We start from the raw sequence: 26375 nt of genomic DNA, 5'->3' as shown, positions 1-26375 counted from the left end.
CCCTCCCTCAAGGACTTCACCATGGCATTCCAGCAAGGACTCTCCGGCCTGAACAGCGCCAGCCGCAACCTCGACGTGATCGGCCACAACATCGCCAACGCCAACACGGTGGGCATGAAGAGCTCGCGCGCCGAGTTCGCCGAGCTCTACGCGAGCTCGGTCAACTCGTCCGGCGGCGGCAGCAAGGGCATCGGCGTGACCGTGGCCACGGTGTCGCAGCTGTTCACGCAGGGCAACATCACCGTCACCGGCAACGACCTGGACCTGGCCATCAACGGCAACGGCTTCTTCGAGGTGCAGCAGCCCAATGGCACCATGGCCTACACGCGCTCGGGCATGTTCAAGCTCGACCGCGAGGGCAACATCATCAACCAGCAGGGTGGCCAGCTCATGGGCTACCCCACCGACGACGCCGGCAACCGCCTGAGCTTCGAGAGCCAGCCGCTGTCGCTGCCCACCGGCGCGCCCATCCCCGCGCGCCAGACCAGCGCCATCGTGGCCGAGTTCAACCTCGACGCGCGCGCGCCCATCGCCGCGAGCGTGACACCGCCCACCCCAATCACGACCTACGGCACCTCGATGGTGGCCTACGACCCGCAGGGCATGGAAGTGCCGGTGGCGTTGGCCTTCACCAAGACCGCCAACAACACCTGGGAGGTGTACGCCAGCGTCAACGGCGGCACCCCCGCGCCGCTGGCGCCGCCGGTGTCGCTCAACTTCAACGCCGACGGCACGCTCGACCCGGCCTCGATCACGCCGCCGCCCACGCTGACACTGGCCTCGCCCAACGACCCGCTGGTGACCTTCCCGGTCACGCTCGACCTGACCGGCGCGAGCCAGTTCGGCACCGACTTCGCGGTGCACGACCTCGATCAGGACGGCTACTACCCTGGCGAGTTCGTGGGTCTGACGATCGACGAATCCGGCGTGGTCACCGGCATGTACTCCAACGGCGAGACGCGCGCGGCCGGCCAGATCGCGCTGGTCAACTTCCGCAACGCGCAGGGCCTCGCGCCCTCAAGTGGCGGCAACTGGTCGGCCACGTTCTCGTCCGGCGAACCGGTGCGCGGTGAGCCGGGATCGGGCAGCTTCGGCAGCATCCGCTCGGGCGCGCTGGAAGACTCCAACGTCGACCTCACCGCCGAGCTGGTCAACATGATGACCGCGCAGCGCGCCTACCAGGCCAATGCGCAGACCATCAAGACGCAAGACCAGGTGATGAGCACGCTGCTGAACATGCGCTGAGCCTGACAAGGCTTCAGGAATAGCCCCTTTGCAGTAGTGCGGGCGGGGCAGACCGTGCCTAGCATGGCGGTGACCTCCGCCACTCGCACGCCACGCCATGACCGACAGCGCCCCTCCTTCGCCGTTTCAAGCCCTTTCCCTGGATTTCCCGCCCGCCGAGCGCATGGGCGCGCAGGTGGAGTACTACCACTCGCCCCATCAGCGGCTGTATGGGCTCAACGTGCATTTCGTGGGGGCCGAGCCTGCGCACGAAACGATGGACCGCGTGCTGCGCGAATGCGCGACACTGGCGGCCGCCCACAAGAGCGACTTCAACATCGTCGTGGACGCCTATCTGCTTGCGCATGCCGATTCCGAGCTGGATGAGCGCAAGACCTTGAGCCCTTATGGGCGCGACTTCTTTCTGTGCTTCGATGCGCATCGGCGCCAGATCGGGGTGCGCCGAAATGGCCGCAAACAATTCGAGGACGCCTGGCCGGTCACCGACGTCGACGTGGCCGGTGCAGGTGAGGCCGCCGAGGAGCCCGTCTACCCGCTTGACGATGACGCCGGGATGGACGACGAGGTCGACGACGCCACCGACACCATGCGCGCCATGGTCAAGGAGTGGATCTGGTACGGCTACGACGCGCCGGAGGACATCGACCGCTGGATCGACGAAAACGCTGCGGCCGGCGATGACTTCGATGTCGTATGGGTCAAGGCCTTTGCCACCGCGCTGCTGGCGAAGAAGCGCGCCGCGGAGGCCACCTGGCCCAAGGAGACGGACTGCGACCGGCTCGACCGCGCCTTTGACAGCCTGAACGCACAAGGCATTTGCGCCCTGCAGTGCGCCGGCAACACCATGAGCGACGGCTTCGAGTCGGTGTCCGATGTGATCAACGCCGACGATGTGCCCGAGGGCCGCTACACGGGCTTTTGCTTCTTTCACAGCCAGGACCTGGACCGCGCCCTGTACGGCGAAGGCCTGATGCTGGCCTTTGGCTACCTGGACAGCCAGGACGCGGCCGATTTCATCGCCGTGGGGCGCAAGGTGTGCGAGGTGCTGCAGCAACACGGCCTGCAGACCGAATGGGACGGCTCGGACAACAGCCGCATCAACCTCCCCGCCGTCCGTTGGCAGCGGCGCACGCCGCACTGAACGGCATCGCACGGGCGGCCCGCAGGGGCCGTCTGTCTCGCCCCCGTGAAGGGGGCGTTTGAAGCGAGGAAATGACGGGCACAAGCCGTGCTGTTCACTGCACTGGCTCCCCTCAAGTTTTTCCACAATCCTTTAACTCCGTCGTGGTCAGCGCTGCTGGCTGCGGTCGGCGAGTGAAAGGAACTGTGCATGGACCGCATGATTTACACCGCGATGACGGGCGCCAATGCCGCCCAGTATCGCCAGCAGGTGTTGGCCAACAACCTGGCCAATGTGTCCACCACGGGTTTTCGCGCCGAACTCTCCACCTTCCGCGCCGTGCCCGTGCGCGGTGACGGCGCAAGCACGCGCGTGTTCGCGCTCGAAGCCACGCCAGGGCACTCCGAACTGCCGGGCTCGGTCACGGCCACCGGGCGCAACCTCGATGTGGCGGCCCAGGGCAACGCCTACTTCGCGGTGCAGGGGCTCGACGGCATCGAGGCCTACACCCGCGCCGGCGCACTGGAAGTCACGCCCGACGGCACCCTGGTCGGAGGCCAGGGCCTGACCATGCTCGGCGACGGCGGTCCGATCGTCATCCCCGAGGGTGCGCGCGTGGACATCGCCAACGACGGCACCGTCAGCACGCGCGTGGGCGACCAGCCGCCGCAGAACGTGGGCCGCCTCAAGATGGTCACCCCCGACGCGGACAACCCGCTGCGTCGTGGCGAGGACGGCCTGTTCCGCACCCTGCAGGGCGATCCCCTTCCAGCCAGCGAGGTCGCCCGCCTGCAGGACGGTGCGCTCGAGGGCTCCAACGTCAATGCCATGGAAGCCATGATCGGAATGATCGCGGTGGCGCGACAGTTCGAGACGCAGATGCGCATGCTGCAGAACGGCGAAACCAACGACAAGACCGCCAGCCAACTCCTCAGCATGAACGGCTGAACCCCCTCAATTCGCGGAGCACACCATGATCAATTCGCTGATGATTTCCAAGACCGGCATGCAGGCGCAGCAGATGCAGCTGGACGTGATCTCCAACAACCTGGCCAACGTCTCCACCAATGGCTTCAAGCGCGCCAACGCCGTGTTCGAGGACCTGATGTACCAGAACCTGCGCCAGGTCGGTGCCAATGCGGCCGAGCAGGCCGAGCTGCCCACGGGTCTGCAAGTGGGCCTGGGGGTGCGCACCGTGGCCACCACGCGCAACTTCTCGCAGGGCAGCATGCAGCAGTCCGACAACCCCCTGGACCTGGCTGTCAACGGCAACGGCTTCTTCCAGGTCGAGATGCCCGACGGCACGGTGGGCTACACGCGCGACGGCAGCTTCAAGCCCGACGCGCAGGGCCGCATCGTCACCTCCAGCGGCTACCCGCTCACCGCCGGCATCACCGTGCCGGCCGAGGCGCAGAGCATCACGATTTCCAGCGACGGCGTGGTCACCGTCAAGCTGCCGGGCAACCCCGCGCCGCAGCAGGTGGTCAACATCGAGCTGGCCAGCTTCATCAACCCGGCCGGCCTGGAGCCGCTGGGCCAGAACCTGTACGCCGAAAGCCTGGCCTCGGGCAATCCCATCAATGGCGCACCCGGATCGGCTGGCATGGGCACGGTGATGCAGGGTTTTGTTGAAACCTCCAACGTCAACGTGGTGCAGGAGCTGGTGACCATGATCCAGACGCAGCGCGCGTACGAGATGAATTCCAAGGCGATCCAGACATCCGACCAGATGCTGCAGCGCCTGAGTCAACTCTGATGGGGCCGAACATGCGCATCGCCCTCATCCTGTCGCTCGCCGTGCTCGCCGCCGGCTGCGAAACCCTGCAGCGCACGCCGAAGGTGGACCTGGTGCCCGCCACGCCGGTGCGCTATGCCCAGGCCGCGGCGCCCGCGGCACCGGCCACCACCGTCTCCCCCAGCGGCAGCCTGTTCCAGGCCGCGAGTTACCGCCCCGCGTTCGAAGACCCGCGCGCGCGGCTCCCGGGCGACATCCTCACCGTGCAGATCACAGAACGTGTGACGGCCAGCCAGAGCTCCTCCGCCTCGATTGACCGCAGCGGCGAACTCTCGGGCAGCATCTCGGCGCTGCCGCTGCTCAAGGGCGGCCCGTTCGAGCGCGCCAACCTCGGCGCGCAAAGTTCCAACAGCTTCTCCGGCGACGGCAGCACGCAGAGCGCCAACACCTTCTCGGGCTCCATCACCACCACCGTGCAGGAGGTGTTGCCCAACGGCCACCTGCTGGTGGTGGGCGAAAAGCAGATTGGCGTGAACCAGAACGTGGACGTGCTGCGCTTCTCCGGCACCGTCGATCCGAAGCAGATCCGGCCTGGCAACGTGGTTGCCTCCACGCAGGTAGCCAACGCGCGCATCGAATCGCGCGGGCGCGGCGCACAGAACGAAGCGCTTTCAATTGGCTGGTTGGCGCGCTTCTTTTTGAGCGTTATCCCGTTCTGAAGCCAATGCATGATGAATCACCCCCGCCGCACTGCGTGCGACCCCCTCAAGGGGGCGGCGCTGGCAGCCCGGCAAAGCCGGCTCTGCGGCGCCCTTGAATCTCTGCACTTCGCGCCGGATCAGTTGGACCCATGAAATGACTATCGACCGCTTCTTCCGATTCTTGATGGTGCTGTGCAGCGCGCTGGCCGTGTTGCCGGTCAGTGCCCAGGCCATCCGCATCAAGGAAATCGCGGCGGTGCAGGGCGTGCGCAGCAACCAGCTCACCGGCTACGGCCTGGTCGTGGGCCTGGACGGCACCGGCGACCAGACCACGCAGATGCCCTACACCGCGCAGAGCCTGAACAACTACCTGCAGCAGCTGGGTCTGTCGCTGCCGCCGGGCGCGAGCATGCAGCTCAAGAACGTGGCGGCCGTGATGGTCACCGCGCAACTGCCGGCCTTCGCCCAGCCGGGCCAGATGATCGACGTGACCGTGTCCTCGGTGGGCAATGCCAAGTCGCTGCGCGGCGGCACGCTCATCACCACGCCGCTCAAGGGTGCCGACGGCGAGATCTACGCGCTCGCGCAGGGCAACCTGCTGGTCGGCGGCGCGGGCGCCTCGGCCGGTGGCAGCAAGGTGCAGATCAACCACCTGAGCGCGGGGCGCGTGCCCGGTGGCGCGCAGGTCGAGCGCGCGGTGGCCACGCCCTTCGCGCTGGGCGAGACCATCGACCTCGGCCTGAACTCGAACGATTTCCAGACCGCCAGCCGCGTCACCGACGCCATCAACAAGGTGATGGGCGCGGGCGTGGCCAACGCCGTGGACGGCCGCGTGGTGCGCCTGCGCGCGCCGGCCAACCCGAACGAGCGCGTGAGCTTTCTCGCCCGGGTGGAAGACATCCGGCTCGACGCCGCGGTGCCCACCGCGCGCGTCATCATCAACTCGCGCACCGGCTCCATCGTCATGAACCAGGCGGTCACGCTGGGTGCGTGCGCCGTCTCGCACGGCAACCTGTCGGTGAGCATCAGCTCCACCCCGGTGGTCAGCCAGCCCAACCCGCTGTCCGTGGGCGGCCAGACCGTGGTGAGCGAGAAGGCCGACATCCAGATCGCCCAGGAAAAGGGCTCGCTCATCAAGCTCGACACCGCGCCGCAACTGGCCGACGTGGTGCGCGCGCTGAATTCCCTCGGCGCGACGCCGCAGGACCTGCTGGCCATCCTGCAGGCCATCAAGGCGTCGGGTGCGCTGAACGCCGAGCTCGAGGTGATATGAACACCAACGCCCTCATGCCCAGCGGCCTGGCCGCCGACCCGACAGCGCTGAACGCGCTGCGCTACGGCTCGGGCAAGGGCGACGACAAGGCCGCCTTGAAAGAGGCGGCCAAACAGTTTGAATCGCTCTTCATGCGCGAGCTCATCAAGAGCATGCGCGAGGCGACGCAGAAGTCCGGCCTGATGGATGGCGAAGGCAGCAATCTCGGCATGGACCTGCTGGACCAGCAGTTCGCGGTGCAGCTCTCCGGCCTTCCGGGCGGCCTGTCCGAAGCCATCGAGCGCCAGCTTGGCCGCCAGATGGCCGGTGCGAAGAACCCCGTCGACGCCAGTGTCTTCACCCCGGAGCAGCCCCTTGGCACCGACGCCAGCACGGTGGGCCGCGCGAGCGCCGGTTCGCGCCAGGCGGGATTCGTGGAACAGCACGGCCAGGCCGCCGCCGCCGCCGCGCGCGAGTCGGGCATTCCCGCCAGCTTCATGCTGGGCCAGGCCGGCCACGAAACCGGCTGGGGCCGCAGCGAGATCCGCCACGCGGACGGTTCGCCCTCGCACAACCTGTTCGGCATCAAGGCCACCGACAGCTGGAAGGGCAAGGTCGCCGAGATCACCACCACCGAATACGTGAACGGCGAGGCGCGCAAGGTCACCGCGAAGTTCCGCGCCTACGACTCCTACGCCGACTCGTTCCGCGACTACGCCCGCCTCATCGGCAACAGCCCGCGCTACGAGGGCGTGATGGACCAGCTTGGCTCCGTCCAGGGTTTCGCCAGCGGGCTGCAGAAGGCCGGCTACGCGACCGACCCGAACTACGCGGCCAAACTCAGTCGCGCCATCAACACCACCCTGAGCCTGCAGCGGGCGCAGGGCTGAACGAGACACCCCGACCATGTCCGCCCTCAACATCGGTGCCCGCGCGCTCAACGCCAACCTGGCGGCCCTGCAGGTCATCGGCAACAACATTGCCAACGTCAACACGCCGGGCTATTCGCGCCAGAACGTGCTGCAGCAGACCTCCGGCTACCAGAAGATGGGCAACGGCTACTTCGGCAAGGGCATGGAGATCGCCACCGTCGAACGCTCGCACAACGCCTACCTCACGCGCGAGGCGCAGATGACCGGCTCCGTGGCTGCGGCCGACGCGTTGCGATACGACCGGCTGCGGCAGCTGGAGAGCGCCTTCCCCATCGGCTCGGCCGGCTTGGGCGCGGCGCTCAACGAGATGCTCAACGCCTGGGGCGACGTCTCGTCCTCGCCGGGCAACCTCACCGCGCGCGTGGTCGTGATCGCCAAGGGCGAGGAACTGGCCTCGCGCCTGCGCAACACCGCCAGCCAGCTCGACGCGTTGCAGCAGGCCACGCAGCAGCAGGTGGAAGGCGCGGTCAATGTCATCAACGGCCTGGCGCGGGACCTGGCCCAGGTCAACGCCCGCCTGACCGAGAGCCGGGGCAGCGGCCACACGCCCAACGACCTGCTGGACCAGCGCGACCAGATCCTGAAAGAGATGAGCAAGCTGGTGCAGGTCAGCACCGTGCCGGCCGACGACGGCAGCGTGAGCGTGTTCGTCGCCGGCAGCCAGCCGCTGGTGCTGGGCCAGCGCGCCAACGCGCTCGCCACCGGGCGCGACAGCACCGACAGCTCGCGCATTGCGCTGTCCTTCGTGCAGGGCGGGCTGAGCACGCCAATCCCCGACAACAGCCTGGGGGGCGGCGAACTCGCCGGCCTCATGCGCTTCATGAACGACGACCTGGTGGACACGCAGAACCTGGTGGGCCGCATCGCCCTGGCCACGGCCACCACGGTGAACAGCCAGCATGCGCTGGGCGTGGACCTGCAGGGCAACCCGGGGCAGAACTTTTTCATCCCACCCGCGGCCGCCGCGGGCCTGCCGGTGCCCACCAACACCGGCAATGCCGACATCAGCGCCACCGTGGCCGACCCGACCGCGCTGGTCGCCTCCGACTACGAGGTGCGCTTTGACGCCGGTGGCATCAACGTGGTGCGCCTGTCCGACGGCACCAGCACGCCCGTGCCGGCGCTGCCCGCCCAGATCGACGGCCTGACCTTCAACCTCGACGCCGGCGCCGCCGCCGTGGGCGACCGCTTCCTGGTGCGTCCGTTCGAGGCCGCCGCGCGCAACCTGCAGGTGGCCATTGGCGCGCCCGACCGGCTCGCCGCGGCCAGCCCGGTCATGGTCACACCCGGCACCGACAACGCCGGCGGCCTGAGCGTGGAGAGCCTGCACGCCTCGTCCATCTCGGCCAACCTCACCGACCCGGTCACCATCACCTTCCTGGCCGACGGCAGCTTCACCGCCACCGGCCTGGGCCCGGGCAACCCGCCGCCGGACAACGCCGGCCCGCCCCCGAGCTACAACTACGCGCCCGGCCAGGCGATCACCCTCAACGGCTGGAGCCTCACGCTGCGCGGCAGCCCCACGGCGGGCGACACCTTCAACATCGACCCCGCGCCCGCCGGTTCGATCGCGCAGAACGCCGGCAACGCCACCGGCATGCTGGGCTTGCGCGACCTGCCCACCTTCGACGGCGTGCCCCTGTCCGACGGCTACGTCAGCATGTTCTCGGACGTCGGCATGCGCGTGCAGGGTGCCGAGTTCGCCGCCAGCTTCTCGGGCCAGATCGCCTCCACGGCAGAGACCGCGCGCGCCAATGTGGCCGGTGTCAACCTCGACGAGGAGGCCGCGCGCCTGCTGCAGTACCAGCAGGCCTACCAGGCCTCGGCCAAGTTTCTCCAGATCGCGCAGAGCACCTTCGACAGCCTGCTGCAGACCGTCGGCCGCTAGATATGAACACCCCCCTGCGCCGCTGTGCGGCTTCCCCCCTCCGTGGCGCGCCTTCGGCGCTTCGAGGGGGGACGGCTTCTTGGGCCGGCGTAGCCGGGCCCTTGAAGCCTCTGGACCAAGTCATCTCGCGCCGGCGGGGTTTTTGTTTGAAGGATTGAGGAATCGCCATGCGAATCTCTACCGCCAACAGTTACGACAACACCATCGCCCTGCTGACCAAGCGCCAGGCCGAGCTGGCCGCGCAGCAGGAGCGTGTGACCACGGGCAAGCGCGTGATGAAGGCCAGCGACGACCCGGTGGCCGCCACGCTGGCCGAGACCGCCGCCAACCGCCTTGCGCGCACCACCGCCGACCTGCGCGCGCTGGAGGCTTCCCGCACCAGCCTGCAACAGGCCGAGAGCGGTCTGGCCGAATCGGGTGATCTGATCCAGAAAGTGCGCGACCTGCTGGTGACCGCCGGCAATGCGACCTTCACCGACGCCGAGCGCGAGGACGTGGCCAAGCAACTCGAAGGCCTGCGCGAGCAGCTCATCGCCGTGGCCAACCGCAAGGACAACGCCGGGCGCACGCTCTACGGCGGCCTTGGCGGCGCGTCCGTCCCCTTCGTGGATCTGTATGGCCCCAGCGGCAATGGCGTGCAGTTCGAGGGCCAGCGCGGCCAGGCCGCCGCGGGCAACAGCGCGCTGCCGCAGGCGCTCGACGGCGACGCCATCTGGATGCGCGTGCCGCAAGGCAACGGCAGCTTCACGCTGACTCTGCCCAACACCAACACCGGCAACGTGCACACCACCATGGGCGAAGTCACCGACGTGGCCCTGCTTACCGGCGACGACTACGACATCACCTTCGCCGAGGTGGCCGGCGTGATGCAGTACACCGTCACCAACGTCAGCACCGGCACGCCCGTGGCCGGCCACGTCGGCCAGCCCTTCGTGGCCAACAGAACGATCGAGTTCGACGGCATGTCGCTGGAGATGCGTGGCGTGCCCGCGGCCGGCGACAGCGTGGAACTGCGCCCCGTGACCGCCCCCACCGACATCTTCTCGGTGGTGCAGAGCGCGGTGGACGCGCTGCGCTACAACGGCCCCAACGAAAGCGCGCACCACACCCAGGCCATGGCGCGCGCGATCACCGAAGTCGATGCCGGCCACGACCGCGTGCTGGCCGCGCGCGGGCGCGCCGGCGAATGGCTCAACCGCGCCGATTCGCTGAACAGCCAGATGGAGAACCGCTCTGTCGACCTGAAAACCGAACAGTCGCGCCTGGAAGACCTGGACATGATCAAGGGCCTGTCGGACCTGGAGATGCAGCGCGTCGGCTTCGAGGCCGCCATCCAGTCCTATGCGCAGGTGCAGCGCCTGTCGCTCTTCAACGCCATCAGCTGATTCCCCGGCTTCCTCTTCCTTGCTCCCATGACGAACCACACCGTGCTCGACAGCATTGCACTGGGCTACGAACCCGTGTGGAACCGCGCACGCGAGCTGGCCGCGGTGCGGCTGGGCGTGCGCGCCATCCACCCCGAAGCCGTCGACGCCGCCCACCTCATGCAGGCCCTGGGCGACGACTGGCCCGAGAGCGCGCCGGTGCTCATCCTGTCGGTGGACAGCCCGCGCCTGCTGCAGCAGACCCTGGCCTGCGAACCCGTGCACAACACCTGGATCGAGGTGCCCGGTTCGCAGTTCGAACAGCCCGAAACCCTGGCCCGCCTGAACGCCGCCGCGCGGCGCGGCCACCGCCTGTTGCGCCACACCGACCTGGAGAGCGTGCGCGACCAGATCACCGCGCCGGCCGATGCGCGCAGCATGGTGCGTCTGAGCACTGCCGACGCCCAGCAACTGTTGGGCACGCCCCGGCCCCGTTTGCCGCTGCAGGACCGCGTGGTCGAAGGCGTGGCCAGCCAGGTGCTGGCGCGCCACTGCCTGGACGAAGCCGGCGCCTGGGGTCTGCTCGGCTGGCCCGATGACGACGTGCTCTACGCGCACCGCCAGGAACCGCTGAACTACGACGCCGTCGTGATCCGGCAGATCCTGCTGGCCATTGGCGATGAAGACTGCTCGATCGAACACCTGGAACGCCTGGTGCGGCAGGACCCGGTGCTGGTCTACCGCATCCTGCTGCTCGTCAACTCCGCCGCCTACGGCCTGCGCCACGACATCGCCTCGCTGCGCCATGCGCTGATGATGCTGGGCTTCAAGGAACTGGGCCGCTGGCTGGCCGAGCAACTGCCCGGCAGCGAACCCGACCAGGACCTGCACCCGGTGCGCTACGCCATGGTGATGCGCTCGCGCCTGGCCCAGCACCTGCTGGCCACCGGCTCGGAAGACAACCTGCGCGGCGAGGTCTATACCACCGCGCTGCTCTCGCAGCTTGACCGCCTGCTGCACCAGCCGCTGGGCGATCTGCTGCACCGCCTGCCCCTGTCGGGCCGCGTGTACGACGCCGTGCTGCGCCGCGACGGCCCCTACCACCCCCTGCTCGACGTGGCGCGTGCCCAGGGCGAAGCCAGCCAGCTGCACCGCCTGCCCGCGGTCTGCCAGCGCCACGAGGTCAGCCTGGAACACGCCAACCGCGCGCTGATCCGCATGCTCGCCACCAGCCGCGACCACGCCAGCCGCAAGTCCGAGCGCATGATGTAGACGGCTTCTGCGCGCGCTACGATCGCGCCCATGAACGCCGCCCCGCCCCCCAACACCCCCCACCACACCAGCGCGCTCGTGCTCTTCTCCGGCGGGCAGGACTCCACCACCTGCCTGGCCCACGCCCTTGCGCGATATCCGCGCGTGGAAACCATCGGCTTCGACTACGGCCAGCGCCACCACGTGGAAATGACGGCGCGCCTGAACGTGCTGCGCGAACTGCGCGAACGGTTTCCGGCCTGGTCAGACCGGCTGGGCGAAGACCACGTGCTCGACCTCGCCGTGCTCGGCAAGGTCAGCGACACCTCGCTCACCCGCGACATGGCCTTTCGCATGGAGGCCAGCGGCCTGCCCAACACCTTCGTGCCCGGGCGCAACCTGCTCTTCCTCACACTCGCCGCCGCGCTCGCCTACCGCCGCGGCATCCAGGTCATCGTCACCGGCGTGTGCGAAACCGACTTCTCGGGCTACCCCGACTGCCGCGACGACACCATGAAGGCGCTGCAGGTGGCACTGTCACTCGGCATGGACCACCGCTTCCTCATCGACACCCCGCTGATGTGGATCGACAAGGCCGCCACGTGGCGCCTGGCCCACGAACTGGGCGAGAACGCGCTGCTGGTCGGTGGTGGCAACGCACTGGTGAACCTGATCGTCGAACACACCCACACCTGCTACCTCGGCGACCGCGAACACCGGCACGCGTGGGGGTATGGCTGCGGCACTTGCCCGGCGTGCGAGCTGAGGGCGCGGGGGTGGGCGGGCTATGTCACCGACGGCACCAACCGGTAGCGCGCACCCGCTGTGTTGTCCGGCGTGAACGTCCATTGCTGGCCGTGGAAGGCCGCCACGGTGGGCCGGTGCGCGATCGACACCAGGGCGCCGTCGCTCTCTTTCACCAGCGCCTGCAGCCGCGCATACAGCGTGGCTTCGGCGGCTTCGTCGAGGGCGCTGGTGGCTTCGTCCACAAACAACCAGCGCGGCTTCTTGATCAGCGCGCGGGCAATGGCCAGGCGTTGCTGTTCGCCGCCGGAGAGCTTCTGGCCCCAGCTGTCGTGGTCGTCGAGCCGGTCGGCCAGCTCGGGCAGCAGGGCCTCGCGCAGCGCGAGTTGCAGGTCGGCGTCGCTGTGGCGATCGGCCGGCTCCGGGTAGGCGAGCGCGTCGCGCAGCGAGCCGTTGGGGAAGTAGGGCCGCTGGGGCAGGAACATCACGCGCGCGTCGAAGTCCGCCGGCCGGTGCAGCAGGCCGCGCGCCCAGGGCCAGATGCCGGCGAGGGCGCGGAACAAGGTGGACTTGCCGCTGCCGGAGGGACCCTTGACGAGCAGCGTGTCGCCGGGCGAGACCTTCAGGCCGCTGGTGGACAGCAGGGCCATGCCGCCGGGCAGGGCCAGCCGCAGGTCTTCAATGGCGAGCGAGCCGTCGGCGCCGGTGTCGGTGGCGGCGCTCTCCTGCGCCGACTGCAGCGCCTGGAAGCTTTCCTCGAAGCTGGTGATGCGGTCGGTGGTGGCGCGCCAGGCCGCCAGGGCGCTGTAGTTGTCCACGAACCAGGAGAGCGAGTCCTGCACGCGGCCGAAGGCGGACGATATCTGGATCAGCTGGCCGAGCTGGATGGCGCCGCTGAAGAAGCGCGGCGCGGCCACGATGAAGGGGAACACCACGGCGGCCTGACCGAAACCGACGGTGAACCAGGTCAGGCGTTTCTGCGCGTTGATGAGCCGGAAATAGTTGGCCAGCACGTCGGTGAAGCGGCCGCCGAGCTGCTGGCGCTCCACCGGTTCGCCGCGGTCAAGGGCGATCGATTCGCTGTATTCGCGCACCCGCACCAGGTGGTGGCGGAAGTCGGCCTCGTAGCGCTGCTGCTTGAAGTTGAGTGCGATCTGCGGGCGGCCGATGTAGTGCGTGGCGATGCTGCCGAGCAGGCAGTAGAGCACCGCCATCCAGACCATGAAGCCGGGGATGGTGTATTCGCTGCCATTGAAGCTGAAGGCGAAGCTGCCCGACAGCGTCCACAGGATGCCGACGAAACTCACCAGGGTGACAACGGCGTTGAGCAGGCCCATGGACAGGCTCACCGAGTAGCTGGTGAAGAGGTTCATGTCCTCGGCGATGCGCTGGTCCGGGTTGTCCGGCGGTGCGTCGGCGCCGCGCGCGAAGCGGGCGAGTTCCAGGTGGTAGAAGGCCTTGTTGGCGAGCCAGCGGTCCAGGTAGTGGCCGGTCATCCATGCGCGCCAGCGCATTTCCAGCAGCTGCGTCAGGTAGAAGCGGTAGACCGCAATGATGATGAAACCGAAGGCCAGGTAGGTGAAGCGGCCGAGTTCGCGCCAGAACACCTCGGCATCCTTGTTCTGCAGCGCGTCGTAGAACACGCGGTTCCATTCGTTGAGCAGCACCAGCATGTAGACCGCGCCCAGGTTGAGCGCGATGATGGCCGCGAGCAGCGCGCGGGCGCGCCACTTCTCGTCCGAATTGAAGTAGGGCATGGCCAAGCGGCCCACCTTGCCCGCGAACGCGCGGAAGCTGCGGAATTTGTCGGTCAGGGTCATGCAATCACCTGGTCTGTGGAGGAAGGAAGCCGATGCAAGACCCGACAGCGCGCCGGAAGGTTCCTGCGCGGCGTGTGGGGTGGGTCAGGGGTTCGAGATGCCGCTGGCCACGTGCCCGGCCGGCACGTGCAGCGCGGCCGATTCGATGTGGCCGGTCTGGTCGTCGAAGAAGAAGTCGGGTTCGAACTCACGCAGGAATTCGCCCTTGGGCAGGCCGCCGAGGAACATGGCTTCGTCGACCTCGATGTTCCAGTTCATCAATGTGCGGATGGCGCGCTCGTGCGCCGGGGCGCTGCGCGCGGTCACCAGCGCGGTGCGCACGCGCATGAGCGGCGTGCCCTCGCTTTGCAGCCGGTGCAGGGCCTCCAGCAGGGGTTTGAACGGCCCGCCGGCCAGCGGCAGTGCGGCCTTGGTGGCTTCGTGCTCCTGGAAGGCCGAGAGGCCGTGCGACTGGAACACGCGTTCGGCCTCGTCGGAGAACAGCACGGCGTCGCCGTCGAAGGCGATGCGCACCTCGTGCGGATGGGCATCGCTGGCGCGCACCGACTGCGGGTAGACCTGCGCGGCGGGTACGCCAGCTTCGAGTGCGGCGCGCACGTCGGCCAGGTGGGTGGAGAGGAACAGGTTGGCGCGCAGCGGGCGCAGGTAGCGCCAGGGCGGCTGGCCGCGCGTGAAGCTGCCGCGCTGGATCGGCAGGCCGTAGTGCTTGGCGGAGCGGAACACGCGCATGCCCGAGACCGGGTCGTTGCGCGACAAGATGACCACCTCGACGCGCTGGGCCTGCTCGTCGTTGAAGGCCAGCAGCTTGTGCACCAGCGAGAACGCCACGCCGGGCAGGGCCGGCTGGTCGAGGCGATCGAGCTGCAGTTTCATGTACGCCCGGTCGTCGCCGGTTTCGAACAGCCGGTTCTCTTCCTCGAAGTCGAACAGCGCACGCGAAGAAATGGCAACGACCAGCTTGCCGTCGAGGGTCACAGCCATGTTCAGGTGACCAGCTGGTTGAGCTGGATGATGGGCATGAGCACGGCCAGCACGATCAGCATCACCACCAGGCCCATGCCGACGATCAGCAGGGGCTCCAGGATGGTGGCCATGTGCATGGCGCGGCGCTGCACCTCGTCGCCCAATTGGCGCGCGGCGCGCTCGAGCATGGCGGGCAACTGGCCGGTTTGCTCACCCAGGCGCGCGAACATCGACACCAGGGGCGGAAACCGCTTCTTGCTGCCCAGCGCCGAGGCCAGCGGCGCGCCCTCGCGCACCAGCACCAGGGCATCGAGCGCGTCGGCGCGCATGGCCTGGTTGGAGAGGGTTTCGGCCGCCGTCTGCAGCGCGCGCAGGATGGGCACGCCCGCGGCCGCCAGCATGGCCAGCGTCGCGGAGAAGCGCGCGGCGTTGTAGCCGCGCGCCAGTCGCCCCACCAGCGGCAGGCGCAGCCAGGTGGCGTCCATGCTCAGGCGCATGCCTTCGTTGCGCCGCGCCAGCACCACGCCGCCCGCGCCCAGCAGCAGCAGGCCCAGCATGAGCCAGCCATAGGCGCGCACGAAGTCGCTCAGGCCGAGCATCACCACCGTGAGGAAGGGCAGGGCGCGCTTGCTGCCGGCAAACACGTTGGCTACCTGCGGCACCACGTAGGACACCAGAAACACCACGATCACGATGGCCACCAGGGTGACGATGGCCGGGTACAGCGAGGCGGCGATGATCTTGTTCTTGAGCGCTTCGCGCGCTTCCAGGTCGTCCGCCAGGCGTTCGAGCACGGTGCCGAGCAGGCCACTTTGTTCGCCGGCCGCGATCACGCCGGTGTAGATGGGTGAGAACTCGCGGGGGTGCTGCGCAAGGGCGCGGGCGAACGGCGAGCCGCCATTCACCTCGGAGCGCAGGGAGGCCATGAGGTTGCGCTGCTTCTCGTCTTCCGCTTCTTCGGTCAGGGCCGAGAGCGCGCGCTCCAGCGGCAGGCCGGCGGCGACCAGGCCGGCGAGCTGGCGCGTCCACACCGCGAGCGCGGTGGCGTTGAACACGCGACCGCCCCACAGGGTGATGTTCAGCCCCGTGGAGACGGCCGCGCCGGTCGAACCCATGGCGGGCTCGACCAACAGCGGCACCAGCGCGCGCGCGCGCAACATGCTGCGCGCTGAGCGGGCGGTGTCGGCGTCGATCAGGCCTTTCTGGGTGGCGCCCTGCGCGTCCAGGGCTTCGAAGGTATAGGCGGGCATGTCGGCGGACGGCTCAGTCTCTTGTCACCGACATCACCTCTTCGGGCGAGGTGATGCCCTCGTCGATCAGGCGCTGACCGTCGGCGCGCATGGAGCGCAGGCCGGCGGCCTCGGCGGCCACGTAGACCTTGCTCTCGGCGGCGCGGTTGTGGATCAGCGCGCGGATCTTGTCGTCGGCCACCATCAGCTCGTAGATGCCGGTGCGGCCCTTGTAGCCGCTGTGGTTGCACTGGGGGCAACCCACCGGGTGCCATTGGCCCTTGTCGTCCTGGCGCCGGCAGTGCACGCACAGGCGGCGCACCAGGCGCTGCGCGAGCACGCCCAGCAGGGAGGAACTGAGCAGGAAGGGCTCGACGCCCATGTCGGTCAGGCGGGTGACGGCGCTGGGCGCGTCGTTGGTGTGCAGCGTGGCCAGCACGAGGTGGCCGGTGAGCGAGGCCTGGATGGCGATCTGCGCGGTCTCGAAATCGCGAATCTCGCCAATCATGATCACGTCCGGATCCTGCCGCAGGATGGCGCGCAAGGCCTTGGCGAAGCTGAGGTCGATGCGCGCATTGACCTGCGTCTGGCCCACGCCCGGCAGCTCGTATTCGATCGGGTCCTCGACCGTCATGATGTTTTGCGCGTTGGCGTCCAGGCGCTGCAGCGCGGCGTAGAGCGTGGTCGTCTTGCCCGAGCCCGTCGGGCCGGTCACGAGAATGATGCCGTGCGGTTGGCCGATCAGCCTGCGGAAGCGTTCCAGCACGTCGCCCTGCATGCCCACCGCCTCCAGACTGAGCTTGCTCTCGCTCTTGTCAAGCAAGCGCAGCACGGCGCGCTCACCGTGCGCGCTGGGCAGGGTGGAGACGCGCACGTCGACCGCGCGCGTGCCGATGCGCAGCGAGATGCGGCCATCCTGCGGCAGGCGCTTCTCGGAGATGTCGAGCTCGGCCATGATCTTCAGGCGCGAGATCAGCGCGGCGTGCAGGGCGCGGTTGGGCTGCACCACCTCGCGCAGCGTGCCGTCCACGCGGAAACGCACGCTGGAGTGGCGCTCGTAGGGCTCGATGTGGATGTCGCTCGCGCCATCGCGCGCGGCCTGCGTGAGCAAGGCATTGAGCATGCGGATGATGGGCGCGTCGTCGGCGGTCTCCAGCAGGTCCTCGATGGCCGGCAGCTCCTGCATCATGCGGCTGAGGTCGGCGTCGCTCTGCACCTCGCTCACCACCGCGGCCGCGCTGGATTCGCCCTGCGCGTAAGCTGCGCTGATGCGTTGCTTGAGGCTCTCGCCGTTTTCCCAGCGGATGTCGTCCACCGCGTGGCAGCGCAGGATTTCCGACAGCGCCGAGAGGCGCCGGGTCTGCGCGCCCGAGTCGGTCGCGGGCGTGCTGCTACCCAGCAGGGTCTGGTTGATGCCGTCGTCTTCGATCAGCCAGTGGTGCTCACGGGCGAACGCGTAGGGCAGCGGGTATTTCACGGCCGCCGCCTCACTGCTGCGGCGTCGCCGGTGCCTGCACGGGCGCGGGGTTGACCGGCGGCGTTGTGCGCGGGTCGGCCAGCGAGCGCACCGGCGCCTGGCCTTCGCGGCCCGTCGGGAAGGTGCCGGGGGCGGCCTGCGGCGGCATCACCGGGGCCTCGTTGACGCCGAGCACCTTGCTCTGGACTGGCTGAGAATCCTTCTGCGCCGAGCGCATGAGCTCGTAGCGGTCCAGTGCCAGGGTGCTGGTCTCGCGCGCGTCACGCACCACCACCGGACGCAGGAACACCATGAGGTTGGTCTTGCGGCGCGAACGCGACTCGCTGCGGAACAGGCCACCGAAGATCGGCACGTCGCCCAGGCCGGGCACCTTTTCCTGGTTGCCGGCGTATTCGTCCTGCAGCAGGCCACCCAGCACCACGATGGAGCCGTCGTCGACCAGCACGGTCGATTCGATGGTGCGCTTGTTGGTGATCAATCCCGTGCTGGAATTGACGGAGGACGGCTGCACGCTGCTGACCTCCTGGAAGATGGTCATCTTGATGGTGCCGTTCTCGCTGATCTGCGGCTTCACGCGCAGCGTCAGGCCCACGTCCTTGCGCTCGATGGTCTGGAACGGGTTGACCGAGCCTTCGTTGCTGCCGGTATTGGTGAACTGGCCAGTCACGAAGGGCACGTTCTGGCCGATCACGATCTTGGCTTCCTCGTTGTCCAGCGTGAGCAGATTGGGTGTGGAAAGAATGTTGCCTTCACCGTTTTCCTGCAGGAAGCGCGCAAGGAAACCCAGCACGTAGACGCCGTTGGTGCGGCGTGCCAGGCCGAAGTTCAGGCCCGTATTGGGGGCCGTTTCACCCTGGGCGAGGTTGACGATGTTGTTGCCGCCGGTGCCGAAGTTGGTGCCGAGCAGGCCGATCACGCGGTCGCCCGAATTGCCGAGCGCGCCCTGCCACTGGATGCCGAACTCGGCCGCCTTCTCGGCGTTGACTTCGGCGATCAGGCTCTCGACGTAGACCTGGGCGCGGCGCGAATCGAGCTGGTCGATCACGGCGCGCAACTGGCGGTACTGCGGTTCGGGCGCGGTGATGATGAGCGAGTTGGTGGCCGGGTCGGCCTGTATCTGGCCGCCTGTGGACGGTGGCGCGCTGGAAGCCACCGCAGCCGTTGCTGGGTTGCCTGCGGCACCGGCCGCAACGCCGGCGGGCAGCGAAACGCGGGTGGTGGAGGTGCCGAGGGCGGAACCGTCGCCAGCACCCGCCTGCCCGGCCAGGGCCGCGCGCAGCGTGGTGGCCAGGGAGGTGGCATCGGCGTTCTTCAGGTAGACCACATGGATGTTGCCGCTCACGTTCTCCGAGGACGGCTGGTCCAGCCGCGCCACCAGGGAGCGCACCAGCGCGAGGCGTGCCGGATTGGCCGCCCGCAGCACCAGGCTGTTGCTGCGGGGTTCGGCCACGAGCGTGGTTTTGTAGGACTGGTCTGTCTGGGCGCCGCCGCCCGCGACGGCCGGGTCGATCAGCCGGCCTACGAGAGCGGCCATGTCAGCGGCCACCGCATGCTGCAGCGGGATGACCTCGACATCGGTCGCCCCCGCCACGTCCAGCGCTGCGATGATGCGACCGATCCGCTGGAGGTTGTCGGCGTAGTCGGTGATCACCAGCGAGTTGTTGCCGGGGTTGACGTTGATGGTGTTGTTGGCACCGATCAGCGGCCGCAGCACCGGCACGAGGTTGTTGGCCGACTCGTGGTTGAGGCGGAAGATTTGCGTGACCACGGTGTTGGACGCTGGCAGCGCCGAGACCGAGCCCGCGCTGACGACGTTGCCCTGCAGCTTGGCGTCCGCCTCCGGCACGATCTTGTACAGGCCGCCCGTGTCCACCAGCGAGAAGCCCTGCAGGCGCAGCACGGCCGCAAACTGGTTGAGCGCGGCAGTGGGGGTGACGGGGCGCTCGGTGGCGAGGTTGACGGTGCCCTTGACGCGCGGATCGACGACGACGTTGCGCCCGGTGATGGTGGCCATGGTGCGAGCGACCGACTCGATGTCGGCGGCGACGAAGTTCAGCACCACCGGCTCGCTGGCGCGCGTGGTCTGCGAAACGCCGTTGCCCGAGGTCAGGCACAAGGCCAGCGCCAGGGCCGTGAGTGCACCGCCGTGGGTCGGTGCGCCGGCGCGGCGGCGAGGCCGGGCGGGCACGACACGGGAGGGGTTCGGATTCATGAGCGGATCGTATCGTGAAGTGTGGAGGAGCGGCGCACGCAATGGTCAGCCGATGTTGAGCAGCGAACGTGGGCCCTGGCGGCGACCCATGATGTTGAGCAGGTTGCCCAGGGCCGCCTCGCTTTCGGGCGCGGCCTCTGCAACGCCTTCGAAGCGCAGGCGCCCGCCCACCCATTGGCCACTGCCCTGGAGCTGCAATGCGCCATGGAGGGTTTGCAGGTCCAGCGTGGTGGTGTTGCCATCGGCCTGCGCGCGCATGTTCATGCGGTAGCTGCCCAGCGGGCGCAGGGTTGAGAGGCGCGAGGCCAGGTCCAGTGCCTCGATGGAGGCTTCGCCCTGCAGACTGGCGCGACCCTGGTCCCAGCGCAGCGTCAGGCCAGGGGTCTGCAGCGCCAGCTGGCCCTCCACCCGCAGGGTGTTCCAGGGCGTGCCGAGACCGGCCAGCAGTTCGGCAGGCCACAGGCTGCTGGTGGCGCCCACACGCAGTTCGGCGCCACCCAGGCGTGGAATCAGCGTGAGGGCCATGGGCTCAGGGGTGCAGCAGGGCGCGCGCAGGGCCAGCGCCAGTGCCACGGAACCCGACGCCAGACGCGGCGCCAGTTGCCAGTGCAGGCCCTGGGGCAGGGCGGTTTGAGTGCGGCTGCCTTCCCCGCCGGTGAAGACGAGGTCGGCCTGGCCGTTCCAGACCGTGCCGCGGGCATTGAGCAGTTGCACTTGCCCACCCGTGGCCGAGGTCACGGAGCTGGCCAGCCAGTGCGCGGGCGCGAACACCACCAGCGCCACCAGCAGCCCGATGAAACCGCCCAGCCAGGCCAGGCGGACGGGCCATAGGCTGTTCATGGCGTACCGCCCAGGGCGGGGCCGGCGAGCACCACGGTGCCGCTCCAGCCTGGGCTGCCGGGTTCCCGGGTGATCTGGCTGTCCACCGGCAGTGCACGGGCGTTGATGCGCACCTGGGCCAGCCATTGGGCCAGTGCTTCGGGTGGCGTGTTGCGCAGGGTGAGCGTGGCGCGATCACCCAGAACGGACAACTGGCCCGTGCCGGCCAGACCGGTGGTGGCCGTCTCGAGCGCGCGCAGCGCGTCGTCGCGGCTGGGCGGCTGGGTCGTGTTCTGGCCGCGCAGGCCCTCGGCGGTGGCGGCCATGCGTTGCATCTGCACGAGCTGGGCGTCCAGTCGGGCATGGCGCGCCGGGGCCTCGCGCAGGGTGGTCAGGGCCGGCGCCACCGCCAGCCACCAGAGCAGGCCCACGCCGATGACCCAGGCGGCGACGGTGACGGCGGTGCGCTCGCGGGAAGACAGCCGCGAGAGCGCGACCGACAGCGCCAGCGTGAGCCGGGCGAAAGGGGAGGTGGCGTCGCGGGTAGCCATGGGGTTCAGGGTTGCGGTGGTCGCAGGGCCAGCTCGTTGCCATTGAAGCGAACCTGCCAGCCGTTGCGTTCCAGCGACTGCTGCAGCGCGCGCAACTGATCCTCGCTGGCGCGCCAGCCGGAGAAGCGGCCCTCGCCTGTGCCGTAGGCAATGACCGAGGGGATCAGGGCCTCGCCAGCGGCGGCCTGATCGATGGCCGCGAGCAGGGTTTCGAGGTCGCCGGCCGAGAGCGCGCCACTGGCCTGTTGCAGGCGCGCGACCTCGCGCTGCATCTGCACCGGCGCGTCCAGCACCACGGTCACCTGCGGAAAGGTCTTCTGCAGTGTCTGCACCACGGCCCGCTGTTTGGTGTCGAGTGCGCTGCGCTCGTGCCAGGCGGCGGCGTTCAGGCCCACCAGTTGCACGCCCAGCAGGGCGGCAAGGCCCCAGCGCGCGGGCCGCCACGCCGGGGCGTTGCGCCATTGCCGCAAGCTGCGCTTGAGTCGCTGGCTGCGCCGTGCGCCGGCCGACAGGCTCAGGTCGAACTGGGCCAGGTTCCAGTCGGACTGGGCGCAGCGCAGCAGCCAGGCGGGCTGGGCCACGAGTTCAAACCGCTGTTGCAGCACCTGTTCGGCCTGGCCGGCCACGGTCGGGTCGGCCAGCCAGACGTCGAACTCGCCCGGCTCGCCGGGGGCATCGATGGCCGGCGGCATGAGGGCCGTGACCACCATGTCGGCGGCGGTGCCGCTGCCCATGGGCGTCTCGCGCACCGGCGAGCAACTCACGCCGAGCAGCCCGGCACTGCCGAGCCAGACCTGGCCGTTTTCGTTGTAGGCCCAGTGGATGTTGGAGGGCACGTCCAGCGTGAAGCTGCGCGAGGCGCCTGGCGATGCACCGGGGGCCTCGGCGGGAACGAGGGGCCACAGCGCGGGCGCGATGCGGCCCACGGGGCGGCTGGCGGACTCCAGGGTTTGCAGCCAGCCGCGCAGCCAGACCTTGTCGCAGGCCGCGACCCAGACCGTCTGGCCCGAGCGGCCGCCGGGCTCCAGGGCGAAGTGCAGTTCCGCAGTGTCGGCCAGCAGGCGGTCTTCCAGCAGACCGTCCAGCGCCGCGCGCAGGCGCGCCGGGGCTACCTTGGGCAACGCGACCCGGTGCCATGACACGGCGCGCGGGGGCAGCACCAGCACCAGGTCGTCGTCGCGCGGCAGCAGCGCGGCGGCGCACTGGCCATGGTCGTTGATCTGCTGGCCGTTGCCGGACCGCGCCCAGTCGAACAGGGCCGTTGGCCCTGCGGCGGGAGCGGCGGAGAAGTCCGAGGGGGTGACGATCAGCACGGTGATGCAGTCATGCGAAGGTGTTACCGAAGGGTGAATGCACCATTCTAGAGACCCTGTGTGTCCCGCAGGGCATTGCGCGCACTGTGAGCCCGGCTGAATTCAGCGCCTGGCAAAGCGCTCGCGCCAGCTCACACGCACTTCCAGGTTGTTGCGCACCACGAGGGAACGCTCCTCGATGGTGGTGTTGTCCAGCCGCAGGCGCCCGCGCACCTCGAAATGGTTGCTGCGCACTCCGTGGTACAGATCAGACAGTTGGCCGGCGATGGCGGGCACCGCGGTGCTCACATTGGCCAGGCTCTTGAAGGGTTCGCGTTCGCGCGCGGCCGTGAGCTGGCGGGCCTGGGCCAGGTCCATGCCGGGCACGCTGGCACAGATGGTCTGCGCGCTGGCGGTGTTGAAGTTGAGCGTGGCGCGGTTGGGCAGAACGGTGACATGGGGCTCCAGCACCGCCAGACTGCGCTGACCGATGCCGAGCCAGGCAAGCTGGGCAAACTTCTTCGGCAGCAGGGACGTGCGCGAGGGCAGCGGGTCGCTCAGCGCCAGGCGCATCGAGGCGCGCAGCTCGTTGGCGGCGGCGTTGAGTTCCGAGGTGGGCAGGCCCAGCAGTTCATAGAGTTTGGCGAAGCTGCGCATGTCGGCTTCGGAGAGCTCGACGGTGGTTTGCGCGCCGGTGCCCACGACGCGCACCACGTTGAGGAAGTTCATGCGCGACTGCAGGTCGATCACCTCGCCCGAGAGGAAGGCTTCCAGCATGCCGTCGGTGTTGTTGTTCTTGTCGGCGGCGAGGAAGCTGGAGAGGCGCGCCTCTTCCAGCGGCGTGGCCCAGGGTTCGCCCAGGTGGTCGGCATTGCCGCTGCTCTGGTTGTCCCGCGCGTCCTCGCGCAGGATCAGGCGCGCCCAGTCGAGCGCCCCGGTGAGGATCCAGCCGGCCTGCACGCGCTGGCGTTCGGCCTGCTCCACTTCGGCGGCGCGCCATTGCTGCCACAGCGCGGCCGAGGCCAGCGTTGCCACCAGCGTGACCACCAGCATCGCCAGCAGCAGCGCGGCGCCGCGCTGGGTGTGGCGCAGGGCAGCGGTCTTCATCAGCGTCCTGCCTCCAGGGTGGGACGTACCCAGTCGCGCACCAGGCTGCCGCTGAGGCCTTCGCCGGTGCCGAGCACGAGTTCCAGGCGCACACCGTTGGGCAGGCTGCCGGAGCGCGAATCGTCGGCGGCGCCCACCGGCTCTTCGGTGCCCACGGAAGATTGGGGATTCGACCAGCCGTCACCCCGGTGGAAGAACAGCCGCCACTGGTCGATGCCCAGCAGCGCGATGGTGCTGTCGGTGCTGCCGGTTTGCGAAGGCAGGGCGCCACGGCCCCAGTCAGCGGCCCGCTGCCAGGCGCGCGCGAGTTCGTCGCGCCGCAGCAAAGGCCCCGATTGCCAGCGCACCCACTGTCCGCTGGCGCGGCTGCTCGACGAGATGATGGGCAAGCCCGCGAGCGCCACGCCGGTCAGTCGCGTCCAGGCAACGACGCGAATACCCCGGCTGTCCAGGCGCGACTCGCCGCTGTCGCGCCGCGTCATGCGCAGCACCTGGCCGTTGAATTCGATCGCGTTGACCTCGCCGGTGTCGATTACCGCATCGAGGTCGGCCGCCCACTGGCCCATCGCCGCCTGCATGCGCAGCAGGTCGTCGGCGCGTTGCTGGGTGAGCGTTTGCGTGCGCGTCATGCCGTCGAGCGAGCGCCAGCTCAGCAGCGCGAGCATGGACATGACGACAATGGCCACCAGCAGCTCGACGAGGGTGAAGCCACGCGCCTTCATGCTCAGTAGCGCCCCATCACGGTGGAGAGGGTCAGCAGGCGCACGTTCACGCCATCCACCGCCGCTTCCACCACCGTGTCCACGCGCCGGAAGTTCGGGTTGGGCGTTGGCAGCACGGACAGGTGCACGCGCATTTCGCGCCCGGCCTGCACGCAGCCAGCGTCGCTTTCGCCGGTGCCGGGCAGCTGGCGCTGCAGGCGCAGCCGGGTTAACTCGTTTTCCGCGCACAGCTGCGCCAGCCACTGGTCGCTCTGCCGGCTGGCGGCGCGCGTGAGCGCGCCCGTGGCCTGCAGGCCCGCCGCCAGCGTGATCGCGACCACGGCCAGGGCCACGAGCACTTCGATCAGCGTGAATCCACGGGCGATGCTTTTCATGGCGCTGGGCCCAGCACGGCGAAGGGCGACAGGCCGTCGGTGCCGAGCGTGATGCGGCGCTCGCCCTGCACCAGCACCAGGCGCTGCGCGGGAATCAGGGGCTCGGGACCGAGCACGAGGGTCTGCGCCCCGGGAGGTTGAATCACCTGGGCCTGGGTGTCCGGGCTCAGCCAGGGGCGCGGACCCGCCAGCGAGCCCGGGCCGGCCTGCGTGGGCAGGCCGATGAATTCAAAGCCCTGCGGCAGGCCGGTCCAGACCACCGGCAAGCCACTGGTGCGCGACTGCGCGCGCGCCGACTCCAGCAGGGCCGACAGCCGCAGGCCCTCGCGTTCGAGCCGCGTGGCGCCGGTGTCGCGCAGGGCCAGGCTCACCCCCGCAGTGGCCAGCGCCACGATCACCAGCACGACCATGAGCTCGAGCAGGGTGAAGCCGTGGGCCTTGCCGGGCATGGATCGACCTCAGCGAAAGGGCGTGAAGGCGGCGGTGGAGCGCGGGGGCTCGACCATCCTCAAGCTCACTGCCAGCTGCCGATGTCGGCGTCGCGGCCCTCACCACCGGCCTGGCCATCCGCGCCCAGCGAGAGCACGTCGACCTCTCCCTTGACGCCTGGGTTGATGTACTGGTACGGCCGGCCCCACGGATCACCCGGCAGCTTGTCCAGGTAGGGGCGCCAGTTCGGTGGCACCGGGCTCGCCGAGGGCTTGACCACCAGGGCGTTCAGACCTTGTTCGCCCGTGGGGTAGCGCTGGTTGTCCAGCCGATAGAGCTTGAGCGCCTGCATGAGGTTGTTCACGTCGGTTTTGGCGGCGGTCACGCGCGCGTCGTCGGCGCGGTCCAGGACGTTGGGCACGATCAGCGCGGCGAGCACGCCGATGATGACCAGCACCACCATGAGCTCGATCAGGGTGAAGCCGCGTTGTACCGTGCGCCGCGCGACAGTGGCCCAACGCAGGGTCCGAAGGGGTGGGAGAGGGGTGATATGAGGCATTCGATCTCCCGCAAACAGGGGCACGTGGAAGGCCTTGACAACCGGGTCGCAAAGCGCTGCTGTCGATCATAATGCGCGCATGAAGAAGGTTCCCGCGTTCGGACACTCCGGTTTCCTCATGGAAAGCCCGGCGGCTCTGCAGACGGCAGGCCGCCGCGGCCCGACCGTGGCGGCCGGGCTGCTGTGGCTGGCCGCCGGCCTGAGCGCGGGCTATTGGGTATTGCTGGCCTGGGGCCGGGCGCCGGTGACGCCGGTCTCGGCCCTGACCACCGAGCAGGTGAGCGCCGACACCGCAGCGGTGGCCCGCACGCTGGGTGCGCTGCCCGCGGTCGCGACCGCGGCGGTGGCCGCCAATGCCGCGCCCCCGCGCTACAACCTCCTGGGGGTGGTGGCGGTGGGCACGCGCGACGGAGCCGCGCTGATTGGCGTCGATGGCCAGCCGCCCCGGCCCTACCGCGTTGGCGCGGCGCTGGATGGCGGCCTTGTGCTGCAGGCGGTCACGCGCTCGACCGTGCGGCTGGGCCCCTCGCTGGAGGCGCCAGCCACCTTGGAGCTGACCCTGCCCGAGGCGGCTGCTCCGTCCTGAACG

The 26375-nt window shown here is 69.1% G+C and carries 25 protein-coding genes; 12 read left to right on the top strand and 13 right to left on the bottom strand.

Annotated elements, in window-relative coordinates:
• Positions 1-21: 21 nt before the first annotated feature.
• From flgE to queC, 11 genes are all read left to right on the top strand, one after another.
• Entirely contained in the window at positions 22-1245 is a 1224-nt protein-coding gene (gene flgE / locus AB7P10_RS15600) for a flagellar hook protein FlgE (RefSeq protein ID WP_428294766.1), read from the top strand.
• 97 nt (positions 1246-1342) lie between these two features.
• Positions 1343-2386 carry a DUF6891 domain-containing protein gene (locus AB7P10_RS15595; protein ID WP_428294765.1) on the top strand — a complete coding sequence of 348 codons (1044 nt, stop codon included), beginning with the start codon at positions 1343-1345 and terminating at the stop codon, positions 2384-2386.
• Positions 2387-2575: 189 nt separating this feature from the next.
• Positions 2576-3313 (top strand): flagellar basal-body rod protein FlgF, encoded by a 738-nt coding sequence (gene flgF / locus AB7P10_RS15590; protein WP_428294764.1) that lies wholly within the window; start codon positions 2576-2578, stop codon positions 3311-3313.
• Positions 3314-3338: 25 nt separating this feature from the next.
• Complete coding sequence (gene flgG / locus AB7P10_RS15585; RefSeq protein WP_428294763.1) at positions 3339-4121, top strand: flagellar basal-body rod protein FlgG; 783 nt, start codon at positions 3339-3341, stop codon at positions 4119-4121.
• Between the two features lie 11 nt (positions 4122-4132).
• Positions 4133-4819, top strand: coding sequence for a flagellar basal body L-ring protein FlgH (locus tag AB7P10_RS15580; RefSeq protein ID WP_428294762.1), 687 nt, complete (start codon positions 4133-4135; stop codon positions 4817-4819).
• Between the two features lie 136 nt (positions 4820-4955).
• Positions 4956-6074, top strand: coding sequence for a flagellar basal body P-ring protein FlgI (locus AB7P10_RS15575; protein ID WP_428294761.1), 1119 nt, complete (start codon positions 4956-4958; stop codon positions 6072-6074).
• Entirely contained in the window at positions 6071-6943 is an 873-nt protein-coding gene (gene flgJ, locus AB7P10_RS15570; RefSeq protein WP_428294760.1) for a flagellar assembly peptidoglycan hydrolase FlgJ, read from the top strand. The genes AB7P10_RS15575 and flgJ overlap by 4 nt, the downstream gene beginning before the upstream one ends.
• A 16-nt stretch (positions 6944-6959) precedes the next feature.
• Entirely contained in the window at positions 6960-8873 is a 1914-nt protein-coding gene (gene flgK, locus AB7P10_RS15565) for a flagellar hook-associated protein FlgK (protein ID WP_428294759.1), read from the top strand.
• Positions 8874-9040: 167 nt separating this feature from the next.
• A complete protein-coding gene (flgL, locus tag AB7P10_RS15560) occupies positions 9041-10258 on the top strand; it encodes a flagellar hook-associated protein FlgL (protein WP_428294758.1) in 1218 nt (405 codons plus the stop codon).
• A gap of 27 nt (positions 10259-10285) precedes the next feature.
• The gene (locus tag AB7P10_RS15555; protein ID WP_428294757.1) at positions 10286-11509 is read left to right on the top strand and encodes an HDOD domain-containing protein; all 1224 of its coding nucleotides are present in this window, start codon (positions 10286-10288) and stop codon (positions 11507-11509) included.
• A 30-nt stretch (positions 11510-11539) separates the two neighbouring features.
• Positions 11540-12301, top strand: coding sequence for a 7-cyano-7-deazaguanine synthase QueC (queC, locus tag AB7P10_RS15550; protein WP_428294756.1), 762 nt, complete (start codon positions 11540-11542; stop codon positions 12299-12301).
• On the opposite strand, the gene AB7P10_RS15545 is transcribed toward queC, so the two are convergent.
• The 13 genes from AB7P10_RS15545 to gspG form a co-directional block, all read right to left on the bottom strand.
• Positions 12274-14052, bottom strand: coding sequence for an ABC transporter ATP-binding protein/permease (locus AB7P10_RS15545; RefSeq protein WP_428294755.1), 1779 nt, complete (start codon positions 14050-14052; stop codon positions 12274-12276). The two genes, queC and AB7P10_RS15545, sit on opposite strands and share 28 nt — an antisense overlap.
• An 84-nt stretch (positions 14053-14136) precedes the next feature.
• Positions 14137-15033, bottom strand: a complete 897-nt coding sequence (locus AB7P10_RS15540; protein ID WP_428294754.1) for a 5'-nucleotidase — start codon at positions 15031-15033, stop codon at positions 14137-14139.
• Between the two features lie 2 nt (positions 15034-15035).
• Positions 15036-16265 (bottom strand): type II secretion system inner membrane protein GspF, encoded by a 1230-nt coding sequence (gene gspF / locus AB7P10_RS15535; protein WP_428294753.1) that lies wholly within the window; start codon positions 16263-16265, stop codon positions 15036-15038.
• A 13-nt stretch (positions 16266-16278) separates the two neighbouring features.
• Entirely contained in the window at positions 16279-17721 is a 1443-nt protein-coding gene (gene gspE / locus AB7P10_RS15530) for a type II secretion system ATPase GspE (RefSeq protein WP_428294752.1), read from the bottom strand.
• 10 nt (positions 17722-17731) lie between these two features.
• On the bottom strand, positions 17732-19933 hold the full coding sequence (gene gspD / locus AB7P10_RS15525) for a type II secretion system secretin GspD (protein WP_428294751.1): 2202 nt from the start codon (positions 19931-19933) through the stop codon (positions 17732-17734).
• A gap of 45 nt (positions 19934-19978) precedes the next feature.
• Positions 19979-20773, bottom strand: coding sequence for a type II secretion system protein N (gene gspN / locus AB7P10_RS15520; protein WP_428294750.1), 795 nt, complete (start codon positions 20771-20773; stop codon positions 19979-19981).
• Positions 20770-21303, bottom strand: a complete 534-nt coding sequence (gspM, locus tag AB7P10_RS15515; protein WP_428294749.1) for a type II secretion system protein GspM — start codon at positions 21301-21303, stop codon at positions 20770-20772. Before gspM ends, gspN begins: the two co-directional genes overlap by 4 nt.
• 5 nt (positions 21304-21308) lie before the next feature.
• Positions 21309-22616 carry a type II secretion system protein GspL gene (gene gspL / locus AB7P10_RS15510; RefSeq protein ID WP_428294748.1) on the bottom strand — a complete coding sequence of 436 codons (1308 nt, stop codon included), beginning with the start codon at positions 22614-22616 and terminating at the stop codon, positions 21309-21311.
• Positions 22617-22718: 102 nt separating this feature from the next.
• On the bottom strand, positions 22719-23702 hold the full coding sequence (gene gspK / locus AB7P10_RS15505; RefSeq protein WP_428294747.1) for a type II secretion system minor pseudopilin GspK: 984 nt from the start codon (positions 23700-23702) through the stop codon (positions 22719-22721).
• Positions 23702-24424 (bottom strand): PulJ/GspJ family protein, encoded by a 723-nt coding sequence (locus AB7P10_RS15500; protein WP_428294746.1) that lies wholly within the window; start codon positions 24422-24424, stop codon positions 23702-23704. Before AB7P10_RS15500 ends, gspK begins: the two co-directional genes overlap by 1 nt.
• Positions 24425-24426: 2 nt before the next feature.
• Positions 24427-24798, bottom strand: a complete 372-nt coding sequence (gene gspI / locus AB7P10_RS15495) for a type II secretion system minor pseudopilin GspI (protein WP_428294745.1) — start codon at positions 24796-24798, stop codon at positions 24427-24429.
• Positions 24795-25247 (bottom strand): prepilin-type N-terminal cleavage/methylation domain-containing protein, encoded by a 453-nt coding sequence (locus AB7P10_RS15490; RefSeq protein WP_428294744.1) that lies wholly within the window; start codon positions 25245-25247, stop codon positions 24795-24797. Before AB7P10_RS15490 ends, gspI begins: the two co-directional genes overlap by 4 nt.
• A 65-nt stretch (positions 25248-25312) precedes the next feature.
• Complete coding sequence (gene gspG, locus AB7P10_RS15485; protein WP_428294743.1) at positions 25313-25786, bottom strand: type II secretion system major pseudopilin GspG; 474 nt, start codon at positions 25784-25786, stop codon at positions 25313-25315.
• 79 nt (positions 25787-25865) lie between these two features.
• Between gspG and AB7P10_RS15480 the strand changes: the two genes are divergently transcribed.
• Positions 25866-26372 (top strand): type II secretion system protein N, encoded by a 507-nt coding sequence (locus AB7P10_RS15480; protein WP_428294742.1) that lies wholly within the window; start codon positions 25866-25868, stop codon positions 26370-26372.
• The last annotated feature ends 3 nt before the right edge of the window (positions 26373-26375 follow it).

This window comes from Hydrogenophaga sp. (genome assembly GCF_050182545.1).
Classification (GTDB): domain Bacteria; phylum Pseudomonadota; class Gammaproteobacteria; order Burkholderiales; family Burkholderiaceae_C; genus Hydrogenophaga.
Note: the sequence above shows the minus strand (reverse complement) of the source record. Positions and strands in the feature narration are given on the sequence as shown.

Bases quoted from the DNA above. Each gene is read 5' to 3' on its own strand.
- gspI (WP_428294745.1), bottom strand. From the start codon at position 24,798: ATGAAAAGCATCGCCCGTGGATTCACGCTGATCGAAGTGCTCGTGGCC.
- flgE (WP_428294766.1), top strand. From the start codon at position 22: ATGGCATTCCAGCAAGGACTCTCCGGCCTGAACAGCGCCAGCCGCAAC.
- gspD (WP_428294751.1), bottom strand. From the start codon at position 19,933: ATGAATCCGAACCCCTCCCGTGTCGTGCCCGCCCGGCCTCGCCGCCGC.
- flgL (WP_428294758.1), top strand. From the start codon at position 9,041: ATGCGAATCTCTACCGCCAACAGTTACGACAACACCATCGCCCTGCTG.
- gspG (WP_428294743.1), bottom strand. From the start codon at position 25,786: ATGCCTCATATCACCCCTCTCCCACCCCTTCGGACCCTGCGTTGGGCC.
- AB7P10_RS15595 (WP_428294765.1), top strand. From the start codon at position 1,343: ATGACCGACAGCGCCCCTCCTTCGCCGTTTCAAGCCCTTTCCCTGGAT.
- AB7P10_RS15580 (WP_428294762.1), top strand. From the start codon at position 4,133: ATGCGCATCGCCCTCATCCTGTCGCTCGCCGTGCTCGCCGCCGGCTGC.
- AB7P10_RS15540 (WP_428294754.1), bottom strand. From the start codon at position 15,033: ATGGCTGTGACCCTCGACGGCAAGCTGGTCGTTGCCATTTCTTCGCGT.
- gspM (WP_428294749.1), bottom strand. From the start codon at position 21,303: ATGGCTACCCGCGACGCCACCTCCCCTTTCGCCCGGCTCACGCTGGCG.
- AB7P10_RS15575 (WP_428294761.1), top strand. From the start codon at position 4,956: ATGACTATCGACCGCTTCTTCCGATTCTTGATGGTGCTGTGCAGCGCG.
- AB7P10_RS15545 (WP_428294755.1), bottom strand. From the start codon at position 14,052: ATGACCCTGACCGACAAATTCCGCAGCTTCCGCGCGTTCGCGGGCAAG.
- flgF (WP_428294764.1), top strand. From the start codon at position 2,576: ATGGACCGCATGATTTACACCGCGATGACGGGCGCCAATGCCGCCCAG.
- flgG (WP_428294763.1), top strand. From the start codon at position 3,339: ATGATCAATTCGCTGATGATTTCCAAGACCGGCATGCAGGCGCAGCAG.
- flgJ (WP_428294760.1), top strand. From the start codon at position 6,071: ATGAACACCAACGCCCTCATGCCCAGCGGCCTGGCCGCCGACCCGACA.
- gspK (WP_428294747.1), bottom strand. From the start codon at position 23,702: ATGAAGACCGCTGCCCTGCGCCACACCCAGCGCGGCGCCGCGCTGCTG.
- gspF (WP_428294753.1), bottom strand. From the start codon at position 16,265: ATGCCCGCCTATACCTTCGAAGCCCTGGACGCGCAGGGCGCCACCCAG.
- queC (WP_428294756.1), top strand. From the start codon at position 11,540: ATGAACGCCGCCCCGCCCCCCAACACCCCCCACCACACCAGCGCGCTC.
- AB7P10_RS15480 (WP_428294742.1), top strand. From the start codon at position 25,866: ATGAAGAAGGTTCCCGCGTTCGGACACTCCGGTTTCCTCATGGAAAGC.
- flgK (WP_428294759.1), top strand. From the start codon at position 6,960: ATGTCCGCCCTCAACATCGGTGCCCGCGCGCTCAACGCCAACCTGGCG.
- AB7P10_RS15555 (WP_428294757.1), top strand. From the start codon at position 10,286: ATGACGAACCACACCGTGCTCGACAGCATTGCACTGGGCTACGAACCC.
- AB7P10_RS15490 (WP_428294744.1), bottom strand. From the start codon at position 25,247: ATGCCCGGCAAGGCCCACGGCTTCACCCTGCTCGAGCTCATGGTCGTG.
- AB7P10_RS15500 (WP_428294746.1), bottom strand. From the start codon at position 24,424: ATGAAGGCGCGTGGCTTCACCCTCGTCGAGCTGCTGGTGGCCATTGTC.
- gspN (WP_428294750.1), bottom strand. From the start codon at position 20,773: ATGAACAGCCTATGGCCCGTCCGCCTGGCCTGGCTGGGCGGTTTCATC.